The sequence below is a fragment of the Nonomuraea fuscirosea genome (genome assembly GCF_035917475.1).
Lineage (GTDB): Bacteria > Actinomycetota > Actinomycetes > Streptosporangiales > Streptosporangiaceae > Nonomuraea > Nonomuraea fuscirosea.
Genome location: NZ_CP109074.1, coordinates 335,832 through 348,991 on the forward strand (window position 1 = coordinate 335,832; position 13,160 = coordinate 348,991).

Annotated in this window: 9 protein-coding genes; 5 read left to right on the forward strand and 4 right to left on the reverse strand. The window is 70.3% G+C overall.

The window, feature by feature from the left end:
• Positions 1 to 111: 111 nt before the first annotated feature.
• A complete protein-coding gene (locus OIE67_RS01535; protein ID WP_326635926.1) occupies positions 112 to 3,135 on the reverse strand; it encodes a M14 family metallopeptidase in 3,024 nt (1,007 codons plus the stop codon).
• 202 nt (positions 3,136 to 3,337) lie between these two features.
• Here OIE67_RS01535 and OIE67_RS01540 point away from each other — a divergent pair, with 202 nt between their 5' ends.
• Positions 3,338 to 4,234: a hypothetical protein gene (locus OIE67_RS01540; RefSeq protein ID WP_326635928.1), complete on the forward strand. Its 897-nt coding sequence runs from the start codon at positions 3,338 to 3,340 to the stop codon at positions 4,232 to 4,234.
• Positions 4,235 to 4,253: 19 nt separating this feature from the next.
• Here OIE67_RS01540 and OIE67_RS01545 read toward each other — a convergent pair whose 3' ends face one another.
• A complete protein-coding gene (locus OIE67_RS01545; protein ID WP_326635930.1) occupies positions 4,254 to 5,573 on the reverse strand; it encodes a GH1 family beta-glucosidase in 1,320 nt (439 codons plus the stop codon).
• A 90-nt stretch (positions 5,574 to 5,663) separates the two neighbouring features.
• On the opposite strand from OIE67_RS01545, the gene OIE67_RS01550 reads away from it, so the two are divergent.
• Complete coding sequence (locus tag OIE67_RS01550; RefSeq protein WP_106249214.1) at positions 5,664 to 6,302, forward strand: TetR family transcriptional regulator; 639 nt, start codon at positions 5,664 to 5,666, stop codon at positions 6,300 to 6,302.
• 72 nt (positions 6,303 to 6,374) lie between these two features.
• Here OIE67_RS01550 and OIE67_RS01555 read toward each other — a convergent pair whose 3' ends face one another.
• On the reverse strand, positions 6,375 to 7,298 hold the full coding sequence (locus OIE67_RS01555) for an aldo/keto reductase (RefSeq protein ID WP_326635934.1): 924 nt from the start codon (positions 7,296 to 7,298) through the stop codon (positions 6,375 to 6,377).
• Positions 7,299 to 7,461: 163 nt separating this feature from the next.
• Here OIE67_RS01555 and OIE67_RS01560 point away from each other — a divergent pair, with 163 nt between their 5' ends.
• A complete protein-coding gene (locus tag OIE67_RS01560; protein ID WP_106249211.1) occupies positions 7,462 to 7,821 on the forward strand; it encodes a MerR family transcriptional regulator in 360 nt (119 codons plus the stop codon).
• A gap of 35 nt (positions 7,822 to 7,856) precedes the next feature.
• The gene (locus OIE67_RS01565; RefSeq protein ID WP_326635939.1) at positions 7,857 to 9,302 is read left to right on the forward strand and encodes a penicillin-binding transpeptidase domain-containing protein; all 1,446 of its coding nucleotides are present in this window, start codon (positions 7,857 to 7,859) and stop codon (positions 9,300 to 9,302) included.
• A gap of 109 nt (positions 9,303 to 9,411) precedes the next feature.
• On the opposite strand, the gene OIE67_RS01570 is transcribed toward OIE67_RS01565, so the two are convergent.
• The gene (locus OIE67_RS01570; RefSeq protein ID WP_326635941.1) at positions 9,412 to 11,274 is read right to left on the reverse strand and encodes an ABC transporter ATP-binding protein; all 1,863 of its coding nucleotides are present in this window, start codon (positions 11,272 to 11,274) and stop codon (positions 9,412 to 9,414) included.
• A 550-nt stretch (positions 11,275 to 11,824) separates the two neighbouring features.
• On the opposite strand from OIE67_RS01570, the gene OIE67_RS01575 reads away from it, so the two are divergent.
• Positions 11,825 to 13,090 carry an ABC transporter substrate-binding protein gene (locus tag OIE67_RS01575; RefSeq protein WP_326645172.1) on the forward strand — a complete coding sequence of 422 codons (1,266 nt, stop codon included), beginning with the start codon at positions 11,825 to 11,827 and terminating at the stop codon, positions 13,088 to 13,090.
• Positions 13,091 to 13,160: the final 70 nt, after the last annotated feature.

Genomic DNA, 13,160 nt, shown 5'->3' on the forward strand with positions numbered 1-13,160 from the left:
ACTTGACCGAATGCTTGCTTGCTGCGTGCAGTCCTCATGGTGACCGAATCATGTTCTGTCCGCACGCGCAAGAGGGGCGCGGCAGCACGCGCCGCGCCCCTCACGCACATGTCAGCGACGGCCGCCGAGCAGGTGCTGCATGGACCGCTTGACCAGGTCCGCCCGCTTGGCCGGGTCGGCGATGGACTCGACGCCGAAGCCGAGGTACACGGTGTCCTCGGTCACGACGCCCGCGCCCTCCTCGAACACCTGGTCCGTGCGGAACCAGTTGTTGATCGACGGCGCGCTGCCCTCGGGCGCGGCCCCGGCGGCCCAGCCGCCCAGGTCCGACTCGAACGACGTCGTCTCCGCCGCCGCGCCGTCCAGGGTGACGGCGAAGTCGTCCAGGAAGACGCCCGCGCCCTGGGTGCCCCAGTCGCTGATGTAGGAGATGGAGATCTCGACCTGCTTGCCCGCGTACGGGGTCAGGTCGATCTTCCACTGCTGCCAGCCGGAGGAGTTGCCCGAGGCCGCGTGCCAGGCGCCGGAGGTGCCCGTCGCCTCGCAGTTCTCGCCCTGGTAGCGCTGGGTGAACGGGTGGATCGTGCGCCAGCCGCCGCTGTTCTCGGTCAGGCAGCTGTCGCCGACGTCCTGCGTGGTGTGCCCGTTGGCGTCGGGCAGCGTGGTCCAGTCGTCGCCGCCCGCCGTGCGCGCCTCGACCGTCAGGAAGTCCCAGTGGAACTCGGTGTCGTACGAGGTCCAGAACGACAGGTCGCCGCTCGACTTGCCGGTCAGGTCGATGGTCCTGGTCAGCCGCTTCCAGGAGACGTCGGCGATGCCGCTGTAGACGTCCCAGGAGCCGGTGTGCGGGTCGAACGGCCCGCCGGGGCGCACCCACTTCACCGGGGCCGAACTGGCGAATCTGGGGAACTGGGCGGCGGGCAGGATGGCCGAGGTGGCCACGAACGACTGGGTGTGGTCGGGCGCGATCGTGCCGTCGAACCCGGCGAACTTGCCGGCGCTGCCCTGGAGGGCGAACGGCTGCCCGGTGGCCTGGTCGGTGCCGGCGTTGTCGAAGAAGACGTACGCGCCCAGCCAGTACTGCTGGAAGTCGTTGAAGACCGGGATGCAGGGCGGATCGTCGTCCACCGTGCACTCGGGGTTCTCCGGCTGGTCGGGCTCGTAGTAGTAGGAGCCGTTGAAGTTGGCCGCGTACGACGGGTACTTGCCCGCGTGCAGCACCTTGCCGCCCTCGTTCAGGTAGTCGCGGACGGCCAGTTCGGTGTCCACGCCGCCCTTGGAGGTGGTGCCGGGCACCTGGCCCTCCGACCTCGGGATGACGTCGTCGCCGGTCTCCCAGATCACGGCCTTGTAGTGGCTGAGCACGCCCAGCGGGTGCGGGGCCTTGCGGCCGGCCTTGTCCATGTCGTACACGTCGGAGCTGTAGCCGGCGGCCTGGAGCGCGGCGGCGTAGTCGCCGGCGTACTTGGCCTCGGTCACGCCCTGCGCCGGGCTGAGGCCGGTGACGTCCTCGGTGGCCAGCACCAGCACCTTGCCGCCGATGTCGGTGGCGACCTGGTAGGTGAAGTCGGAGCTCTTCCTGCCGATCGAGCTGAACCAGACCTTGACCGTGTCACCGGCCTTCGTGCCGGTGATCTTGCCGCGCAGGCGGTGGTAGTAGCGGTCGTAGCCCGCGCCGTACCGTTCGCCACCCTTCCACTCCGAGGTGCCGGCGGTCTTGGTGCGGCCGCCGTTGACCTGGTAGTTCAGGAACACCGGGCCGAGCTTGCGCTTGGCGTTGACCTCGACGACCTGCTCCTTGCCGTGGCTGATCTCGAACGGGTCGGTGACGAAGTCGGGCGTCTTGTTGCCCAGGTGGGTGACCGGCTCGACCGGGTTGACCGCGGACTTCGCCACGTCGAGGGCGAACGGCAGGTTCTTCTCGAACTCGGCCTGCACGAGCGCCTCGTCGTCGGGGAAGACGAAACCGCAGCCGTCGCAGCCCTCGTCCAGCTCCGGCGTCCAGGACAGCGTCCCGTAGCGGGCGTGGGCGTGGTCGTTGGTGTCGCCGTTGGTCGTGTACAGCTCCGCGCCGAGATCGGGGTCGAAGCCGGGCACCGCGGGCCTGACGTCGTCGCCGGTGAGCGCCTCGTAGATCGGGTTGTCGGCGGTCTCCGTGGCGATCTGGAAGCCGCTCGGGTAGAGCAGCAGCGGGCCGTAGGAGTGGTAGTTGAGCTGCGTCTCGAACTTGACCTTGCGCAGCAGGCCGTCCATGGCCCTGGTCTCCGGCTCGCTGGCCGGGCCGGCGCCGCGGAAGGTCTCGCTGCTGGGGATGCTCGACGAGCCTTCCTCGTCGTAGTGGAAGTTCGTGGGGAAGTTCCGGTTCGGGTCGACGCCGTCGCCGCCGGTGATCTGGCCGTCGCCGTTGTTGTCGCGCAGGTTCTTGCGCCACAGGCGGTTGCCCTCGGTGAAGGTGAAGTCGTAGCCGTCGGGGTTGGCCACCGGGACGAACCACAGCTCGGTCGTGTTGAGCAGGTCCCGCAGCGCGCGCTTGTTCGCGACCACGTGCTTGAGCAGCCGCATGTCGACCTCGGTCGCGATCCACTCGCGGGCGTGCTGGGTGGCCGAGTAGAGGGCGGCGGGCTTGAGCCCGTCGGGCAGCAGCCTCGCGCCGGTCGAGACCTTGGCGGCCAGGATGTCCTGGCCGCGCAGCGTCTTGCCGATGGACTGCAGCTCGACGATGTCCTTGTTGGCCGCCGCTATCGCCTTGAGCTGGTCGGCGATGCCGCCGCGCTCGGAGTAGGACTTGTAGACGGTGTAGCCGCCCGCGGCCTGCGCCCTGGCGGCCTCCAGCTGGGTCTGGCCCTGCGGGTTGCGCACGGGCTCGGGCTTGTGGCCGAGCTTGGCCAGGGCGGCGAGGTCCGTCTGGGCCGCGGTCAGCTCGATGTGCTCCTTGTCGCCCTTGTTCTGCTGCTGTACGACGTCGAAGCCCTTCTCCCTGAGGGCCTGCGCGGTGCCCGGCGGGCTTTCGAGCTGGTAGAGCTCGAGACGGTCGCGGGCCGGCAGCGGATCCACGGAGGCTTCGGCCGTCGAGGCCACGAGAGAGGTGCCTAAGCCGAGGATGACGGCCGCGGCGAGGGTGAAAGTACGAGACACGGTCTGCCCCTTCGCAGAGACGGAGAACGATCGCCATCCCAGACGGTTGCAGCGTTTCCGACAAGGCCCAACTTTTAGGGCCGCATTAAGTCGGACAAACACACAAAACTTCGCCAAAGGGGCAGCAGTTCCGTCGTTCGGATGACAGAGATCAAGATCATCTTCTATAGTTTCGGTCCGTCTATGAGGGGAGGGGGCGGGTGTGAGGATCTGGCGGACCGCCGTTCTTGTCACCGTCCTCGCCGGGCTGGTCGGGTTGCCCGCGCCCACCCCGGCCGCGGCCGATCCCAGCCCCGCTGAGCTGCGCAGACTCACCCGGCAGGCGACCCAGCTGAGCGAGCGCTACCGGGGTCAGATCCAGAGCCTGGAGGAGATCAGGCTCCAGGCCAAGAAGGCCACCGACACCTCGGGCGGCCTCCAGGCCCAGCTCCGCGCCGCCCAGGCCGAGGTCAGCCGGATCGCCCAGACGGCCTACATGGTCGGCCCGCTCGACAACACCCAGCTGCTCACGCCCAGCACCGACCCCACCAAGATGCTCGGGCAGGCCGCCACGATGACCTTCATGGCCAACGAGCGGGCCAAGAAGGTCGAGGCGATCAAGAAACTGATCGCCAAGTCCAACGACGCCAAGCTCAACGCCAACGAGAAGATCGAGAAGCTGCGCAAAGAGATCAGGCAGATGCAGAGCCGGCGCAAGGACATCGAGAAGCTCCTCGCCAAGTACGGCTTCCAGCAGCCCGGCGGCGCCGAGGGCCTGACGCCCCGGATGATCTCCGTCCGCGCCGAGATCATGGCCAACTTCCCGATGAAGTACGGCGTCGGCTGCCTGCGTCCCGGCGACCCCGGCGAGCACGGCAAGGGCCGGGCCTGCGACTTCATGATGTCGCCCGGCGGCACCATGGCCGGCGGGAACAACGCGGCCAACGGCGACGCGCTGGCCGCCTGGCTGATCAAGAACGGCGGCCGGCTCGGCGTCATGTACATCATCTGGAAGCAGCGTTACTACGACATCCGGTCAGGTGGCGGCTGGGACCCGATGTCCAACCGCGGCGGCGTGACCGCCAACCACTACGACCACGTTCACGTGTCGGTGTTCTGACGCTCGCCACCCCCTGCGATCACGGGTTCTGCCGCTCCAGGAACTCCTTGAACCAGCGGTAGGACCGCTTCGGCGTGCGGCGGCCGGTGGCGAAGTCCACGTGCACCAGGCCGAAGCGCTGGTGGTAGCCCTCGGCCCACTCGAAGTTGTCCAGCAGCGACCAGACGAAGTAGCCGCGCACGTCCACGCCCTCGGCCATGGCCTGCCGCATGGCGGCGATGTGCCGGTCGAGGAAGTCGACGCGGGCCTCGTCCTCGACCGTGCCGCTTTCGGTGAGTTCGTCCGGCTGGGAGCAGCCGTTCTCGGTGATGAGGATCGGCGGCAGCGCCGCGCCGTAGCGGGCCCTCAGGCCGGTCAGGAGCTCGCGCAGGCCGTCGGGGACGACCGGCCAGCCGAAGGCGGTCATCGGGTAGCCGGTGACGCCCGCGTCGTCGAAGGGCAGGCGGGCGTCGGTCGGGGCGTCGGTCGGGGCGGCGATCCGGGTGGGGTTGTAGTAGTTGATCCCCAGAGCGTCCAGCGGGGCCGCGATGGTCTTCAGGTCGCCGTCCTTCACGAAGTCCAGGGAGCCGGTGTAGGCGGACAGGTCGGGATACTCGCCGAGCAGCACGGGGTCGTTGAACAGGCGGTTGTGCAGGATGTCGTACGCGTCGGCGGCCGCGACGTCCTCCTCCCGCTCGGAGGCCGGCCAGACGGGGGTGCAGTTGTTGGTGAGCGCCACCTGGCCCGCGCCGGCCGCCCTGAGCGCCCGCACCGCCAGGCCGTGGCCGAGCAGCTGGTGGTGGGCGGCGGGCAGGGCGCTGTTCATGAGCAGCCGGCCGGGGGCGTGGACGCCCATGGCGTAGCCGAAGGCCATGTGCACGAACGGCTCGTTGAGGGTGATCCACAGCGGGACGCGGTCGGCCAGGCGGGCGGCGACCGTGGCGGCGTACTCGGCGAAGAGGGCGGAGACGTCCCGGTTCATCCAGCCGCCGCGCTCCTCCAGCGCCTGTGGCAGGTCCCAGTGGAACAGCGTCGGCACCGGTTGCACGCCCTCGGCCAGCAGGGCGTCCACCAGGCGGTCGTAGAAGTCCAGGCCGCGCCGGTTGACCTCGCCCGCGCCCGTGGGCAGCACGCGCGGCCAGGCTATCGAGAAGCGGTAGGCGTTCACGCCGAGGCCCGCCATGAGGGCCACGTCCTCGGGCCAGCGGTGGTAGTGGTCACAGGCCACGTCGCCGGTGTGCCCGTCCCTGGTGCGGCCCGGTTCGTGGGCGAAGGTGTCCCAGATCGAGGGGCCTCTGCCGTCCTCCCGGGTGGCGCCTTCGATCTGGTAGGCCGCCGTGGCCGTACCCCAGAGGAACATGCTCGGCCTTCCTCTCACGCGAGTAAGGCTCATGTTAATCGTGCTCAAACCCCCTGACTCAAGGTCCCCGGTATACGACAGGATGGGGCCATGACCAGTACCTTGCGCCGGCGGCCAGCGCAACGCCGGAGCGTCGAGCGGGTGGAGCGGATGCTCGACGAGTGCGCACTCCTGCTCGACGAGGTCGGCTACGAGGCGCTGACCACCAAAGAGGTCGCGCGCCGCGCGGAGGTGCCGATCGGCACGTTCTACCAGTTCTTCCACGACAAGCAGGGCCTGGTCCGCGCTCTGGCGCGGCGCAACCTGGAGGCGTTCCTCCAGCGCATCGTCGAACGCATCCCCGAGGCCGCGCTCGGCCACTGGACCGACCTGGTCGACCTCGCCATCGACGAGTTCGTCGACATGAAGCGCAGTACGCCCGGGTTCGCGGTGGTGGACTTCGGCGAGGTGCTCATCGCCCCCGGCGGGCCCATCGTGGCGGGCAGCCGGCGGGCGCTCGACGGGACGCAGGAGAACAACGTCGTCGTGGCCGAGCGCCTGCGCGCGCTGACCATGGACTTCCTGGACGCCCCCATGGGCCCAGGGCTCGACCGGGCCCTGCTGGTGGCCGTCGAGGCCGCGGACGCGGTGCTCAAGCTCGCCTTCAGGGCCGATCCCGCGGGCGATCCCCGGCTCATCGCCGAGTGCAAGCAACTGGTCCACCGCTACCTGGCCGGCCACCTGTCCTGACCCCCGGCCGACGGCGCCGTGTCCGGCGGCCGGTCCTGGCCGGGCGAGCGGTGCCGTGCCCGGCCGTCCGGCTCAGCTCGGGTCGTCGAGGCGGGCGCGCAGGTCGGCGTCCAGCTTCAGGTCCGCGGCGCCGATGGCCTCCTCCAGCTGCTCCATCGTGGAGACGCCCACGATCGGGACGATGCCGTCGGCCATCAGCCAGGCCAGCACGACCTGGTTCGCGGTCGCGCCCAGCTCGCCGGCCACCTCGTGCAGCACGGCCAGCCGCCGGGCGGTGCCCGGGTGGTCGTAGATCGCCGCGATCGAGCGGTCGGGCCGCGTGTACGCGCCGAACATCAGCGTGTTGTACGCCCACAGCGTCAGGTCCGGCTCGGCGGCCAGGTAGTCGAGCAGGTCGTCGGAGACCAACCGGTGCCCCGCCTCGGCCGGCCTGGTGCCGGGACGCGGGCGCAGATAAGTGTGACGCAGCTGTATGTAGGTGTAGGGCGTCCAGCCGTGCGCCGCCGAGACGTTCCTGGCCCGCTCCAGCCGCCACGCGGCCATGTTGCTGGCGCCGACGGCGCGGACCTTGCCGGCCTTGGCCAGCTGGTCGAATGCGCCCAGAGTCTCCTCCAGCGGGACGGACCGGTCCTCGATGTGCGACCAATACACATCGATGTAGTCTGTCCGCAATCTCCTGAGGCTGCCCTCTGCACCCTGCGTGACGGTCGCCGCGGACAGTCCCTCGGCCGAGTCGAGGGTGAGGTCGCCGGGCACGGTCGGCCGGGCGCCGACCTTCGTGCTGACGAAGACCCGGTCCCGTACGCCGCGGGCGGCCAGCCAGGCGCCGATGGCCTCCTCGCTCTCGTCGCCCGAGCAGCCCTCGACCCAGAACGGGTAGTTGTCGGCCGTGTCGATCATGGTGCCGCCGGCGTCGAGGAACCGGTCCAGGATGGCGAAGGTCTCCCGCGTGCCGACGGTGGTGCCGAACGGAATGGTGCCGAGTGCGATGTTCATGCGCCGATCGTGCGAGCTGGAGCGCGCTCCATGTCAAGCCGCCGGATCGGACTGCTTCGGCGTGCTGTCCGGCCGGTCAGGGCGGGGGCGAGCGGCCGGTTCGGCGGGCGGGTGCCGGGATCCGGTTGACCTGGAGTGCGCTCCAGGTCGGATACTTTGAGACGTGAGCGTTTACACTCCTGCCGAGGTCGTCGAGGAGACCGGATTCAGCATCGACACCCTCCGCTACTACGAGAAGATCGGCCTGCTGGAGCGCGTCGGGCGCAACGCGGCCGGCCAGCGCCGGTTCAGCCAGGAGGACCTCGGCTGGCTCGGCACGGTGAGGTGCCTGCGCGACACCGGCATGCCCATCGCCCAGATGTTGCGCTTCGCCGAGCTGGTCCGCGCCGGCGACCACACGATCCCCGACCGGATCAAGCTGCTGGAGGAGCACGACCAGCAGGTCCAGGGTCAGATCCAGAACCTCGCCGCGCGGCAGCAGTACATCAAGAACAAGATTTCCTACTACCGAAGCGTCCTCTAGCTCCCCATTGCGCCCTGGCGGGTAGACCAAGATCCATGGCTGGATCGAGGGCGAGGTGGATCAACGTACCCCTGGGCCGCGTGGCCAGGGTGTGCGCGGCGATGCTCTTCGTCCTGCTGGCGCACATCACGCTCATCCAGGCGTTCGGCACGTACCCGCTCAACGCCGACCGCAGGAACGAGCGCCCGCTGATCGCCAGGTACGGCCACCCGCGCGGCGACATCCGCACCTACGACGGCACCCTCGTCGCCACCAGCCTGCCCACGGCCGCCGGGCCCTACCGGTACCGGCGCGCCTACCCGCGGGGCGAGCCGTACGCGGCGCTCACCGGGCACGTGTCGCTGCATCACTCGACGGGGATGGAGCAGGCCCTGGACGCGGTGCTGTCGGGGGACGACCCCAAGGTCAGGGTCAGGTCGCTGGTCCGGCACGGCACCGTCGAGGGGGCCGACATCAGGCTGACGGTCAGGGACCGGGTGCAGCGGGCGGCCTACCAGGGGCTCGCGGCCGCGGGGGTGCCGGGAGCGGCGGTGGCGATCGATCCGGCCACCGGGGCGATCCAGGCGCTGGCCACGTATCCCTCCTACGACCCCAACGCGCTGACCACCTTCGACCGGGCGCGGCTGGAGGAGGCGGCGCGGCGGCTGCGCGAGGCTCCCGCGCGGCCGCTGCTCAACCGGGCGCTGCACCGCGTCTATCCGCCCGGGGCCACGTTCCGGCTGGTCACCACGGCGGCGGCGCTGGCGTCGGGGGAGTACACGCCCACGGCCCTGGTGGACGCGCCGGCCCGGCTGCGCCTTCCAGGGACGCCGACGTACCTGCGCAATCCGGGTGACTGCGCGCACCGGCGGCCGACGCTGGCGCTGGCGTTCCGCAGGTCCTGCGACACCGCGTTCGCCGGCATCGGGCTGCAGCTGGGGCAGGACCTGCTGCGGGACCAGGCGGAGGCGTTCGGCTTCAACGGGGGCAGCCTGCGGATCCCGCTGGTCGCGGTGCCGAGCCGGTATCCGCTCGCCCTGGACCGGGCCCAGACGGCGCTGGCGGCCGTCGGGCACCACGACGACAGGGTGACGCCGCTGATGGTGGCCATGCTGTCGGCGGCGGTGGCGAACGACGGGGTGCTGATGCGGCCGTACCTGGTGGAGGAGGTACGGCTGCGGGACGGCACCATGATCAACCGGGCCGCTCCCGTGGTGTACCGGACGGCCGTGCCGCCGCTGCTGGCCCGCTACCTGGCGGCGATGATGACGATCGCGACGCCCGCCAGAGGCCTGGGGGCGGCGATCCCGGGGGTGCGGGTGGCCTCCAGGGCCGCCACCGCCGCGACCGTGCCGGGCGGCGGCGAGCACGCGCTGGTCACGGCCTTCGCGCCGGCGCGCGCGCCCGAGGTGGCGGTCGGGGTGGTGCTGGAACGGCCGGGGTCGCGGGCGGGCGCGGTGGGGGCCGTCGCGCGCGCGATGATCGAGGCCGCGCTGTCCTGAGCCCCGCCGTCCGGCGCGGGACGGCGACCGGCCTGCGCCGGAGGGCGCACGGCAGCGACCGGCCTGCGCCGGGTTGCGCACGGCAGCGACCGGCCTGAGTACCGGAAGCTCAGCGGTAGGCGTCGGCTTGGAGGGTGTAGAGGTCGGCGTAGAGGCCGTTGAGGGTCATGAGGGTGTCGTGGTCGCCTTGTTCGGTGATGTGGCCGTGGTCGAGGACGTAGATGCGGTCGGCGTAGCGGACGCTGGCCAGGCGGTGGGTGATGAGCAGGACGGTGCGGCCGTCGGCGTGGGTGCGGATGCGTTCGAAGAGGGCGTGTTCGGCGCGGGCGTCGAGGGCTGCGGTGGGTTCGTCGCAGATGAGCAGGTCGGCGTCGCGGTGGAAGCCGCGGGCGACGGCGATGCGCTGCCATTGGCCGCCGGACAGTTCGCAGCCGTCTTTGAAACGGCGATCGAGCAGGGTGCGGTAGCCGTGGGGGAGTTCGGCGATGACTTCGTCGGCGCCGGCGACGGTGGCGGCGGCGTGCAGGGCGGGTTCGCCGCGGTCGGTGCCCATGGTGATGTTGTAGCGGGCGGCCAGGGGCCAGCGGGTGTGGTCCTGGGCGATGACGGCGGTGCGGGTGCGCAGGTCTTCGGGGCTGACCTGGGACAGGTCGGTGTCGTCCCAGCGGACGGTGCCGGTGTCGGGTTCGTACAGGCCGGAAAGGATCTTGGCCAGGGTGGTCTTGCCCGAGCCGTTCTCCCCGACGAACGCGATCACCTCACCCTGCTTGATCTCCACCGAGACGCCGCTGAGGGCGGGGGTCTCGGCTCCTGGATAGGTGAAGGTGATGTCGTCGGCCGTGATGCGCTCGAAGGTGTCGGGGACGGGCAGCGGGCGGGAGCCGGTCAGCCGCTGCTCCGCGTCCTCGCAGAACGTGACGAAGTCGGTGAAGTAGAGGCCCTCCTCGTAGAGCTCGTTCGTGGCGTAGACCAGGTTGCCGAGCGAGTTCTGGGCCGAGCGGATGGCGAGGACGGCGGTGCCGGCCACCGCGAGCGGGATGGCGGCGACGGCGAGCAGCACGCCGAGCGCGACGTAGACCAGGGCGGCGCCGAGGCCGCCGAGCGCCTCGCCGACCAGCCTGGCCGTCATCTGCCGCCGGGCCAGGCGCAGCATGACGTCCTGCTCGGCGCGGGCGACGGCGTCGTACACGCGCAGCAGGAAACCGCGCATGGTGAACGAGCGCACCTCCGCGGCCGGCTCCCGGTCGGCCAGCAGTTCGGCCACGATCCACTTGCGGCGGTGCACGGGGATCAGGGCGTAGAGGGTGGCGTAGCGCATCTTGGCGCTGCGGACCAGCGCCCAGGCGTCGGGCAGCACGGCCAGCAGCAGGAGCGGGAGCAGCACCGGGTGCAGCACGCCGAGCACGCCGGCCACGGCGGTGATGCCGACGGCCGCGGTGACCACGTCGATGGCGCTGCGGACCACCGCGTCGGACATGGCCACGCCGCGCAGCCTGGCGCGTTGCAGCGCGTCGTGGAACTCGGGGTCGTCGTAGGCCACCAGGTCGACGCGGCTGGTCAGGCCGTACAGGCGCTCTTCCGTCAGCCGGGACACCTGCGGGGTGAGGCGGGACTGCGCGAAGCCCGCGCCCGCCTGCGCCGTCGTGCGCAGCACCGCCGCGCCCGCGACCAGCGCCAGGCTGGGCAGCGCGGCCACGACGCGGTCGGGGGTCGGGCCCTGGCTGAACAGCGCGGTCAGCACGCCCGTGGTGGCCAGCAGGCCGAACGCGGTGAACACCCCGGTCAGCAGGTTGAGCGAGATCGTCGCCACGGTGTCGCGCGGGCTGGCCCGCCAGGCGGTGCGCATCGCCTGGCCGACGAGCGCGGGCAACCGGCGGGCGATGGTCAGGAAGCCCACCTCGGCGAGCTTGTCCATGTGGGCGTGCCAGTCGGAGAAGGAGATCTCGCCGAGTTCGAGCGGCTCATCAGCCATGGGATGAGTGTTCCCGCCGGCGCCGGCTTTCACGTACGCACAAGAGCGGGCATACACAGATCGTCGTATGGACGAACGGCCATCACGGCCTTGTGTACACGTCTACACATGGTCATGCCTGCCGCGCTTACATCCTCGAATGGCCATGTCAGCGCATGTGCCGACCCCTTCTGCACATCTACCGTTCTACGTGTGATCGACCGCACCGCGCGTTCCTCGCCCCTCGCGTCGGGGGCGTCGCGGCCGATCGGTCGGGGACGTCACGCGTCAGCACGGGGCCGGGCCTTCTCGGAGGGGTGGGGGCCCGGCCCCGGGCGCGTGACAGCGGGCTCGGGCCGCGCAGGGCTCGAGCCCGCCCTTACTCATGGCCGCGCTCCTTCTTCGCGCTGAGGCCGGAATATGCGGAGCTGTTACCGCTCATCCCTTGACGCACGGCTGCCGGAAGTGGGTTGATAGCCGTTGTTGACAACGTTGTCAAAATCACCGACTTCGGGGGGCTTCGAAGGGATGGTGTGGGATGCGACGGTGGTTAGCGGCCGTATCGATCACGATGGTGAGCGTGCTTGGCCTGGCTGCCTGCGGCGGCGGAGGCGGGAGCATCGCGCCGGCCGGACAGTCGCCCGCGGCGAGCGGCGGCAAGCAGCAGGTTGAGGTCTTCTCATGGTGGACGGGCCCCGGCGAAGCCGACGGCCTCCAGGCCATGAGGAAGATATTCGAAGAGAAGAATCCGAACTACACCTTCTTCGACGCGGCGGTTGCCGGTGGCTCCGGTGACAAGGCCAAGGCGCTGCTGCAGTCGAAGTTGCAGGCCAGCACCCCGCCCGACACCTTCCAGGGGCACGCGGGCGCGGAGTTGCAGGGCTACATCAAGGCGGGCAACCTTGAGGACCTGACCTCGCTCTACGACGAGCTGAAGCTCAAGGACGTCTTCCCCGCGCAGCTCGTCGAGCAGATCAGCGTCGAGGGCAAGATCTACTCGGTGCCGGTGAACATCCACCGCTCCAACGTCCTGTGGTTCAACCCGGCCGTGCTCAAGGACGCCGGGGTGGCCGCCGCGCCGAAGACGATCGAGGAGTTCATCGCGGCGCTGGAGAAGGTCAAGGCCAAGGGCAAGGTCCCGCTGTCCATCGGGTCGGAGTGGACGGTCACCCACCTGATGGAGAGCGTGCTGCTCGGCTCGCTCGGCACCGACGCCTACAACGCGCTGTTCAAGCCGGGCGCCGACTGGAACAGCCCCGAGGTGACGAAGGCGCTGGAGAACTTCGCCAAGATCCTGTCGTACGCGGGCGACCCGCAGGACGACTGGCAGCCGGCCGCCAAGCAGGTGGCCGACGGCGACGCGGCGTTCAACATCATGGGCGACTGGGCGTACGGCTACTTCCACAACCCGCCGGAGGGCGGGCTGGGCAAGACGTCGAAGACCGACTTCGACTGGGCGCCGGCTCCCGGCACCGAGGGCACCTACCTGTGGCTGTCCGACAGCTTCACGCTGCCCAAGGGCGCCAAGAACCGGGAAGGGGCGCTGGCCTGGCTCAAGGTCGCGGCCAGCAAGGAGGGGCAGGACGCCTTCAACCCGAAGAAGGGCTCCATCCCCGCCCGCAAGGACGCCGACCAGTCGCTCTACACCGACTACCTGGGCGACGCGCTGAAGGACTGGTCCAGCAACAAGCTGGCCGGCTCCATCCAGCACGGCGTGGCGGTCAACCAGCCGTGGCTGGCCGCGATCAACGAGGCGGTCGGGCTGTTCATCGCCAGCAAGGACGTCAAGGCGCTGCAGCAGGGCCTGGCCGACGCGGCCACGGCCAACGCCCAGTAGGTCGGGTCAAACCGCAAGATCACTGCAGGATGCGGCGGGCGCCGGTGCGCGCCTGCCGCATCCGTGAGAG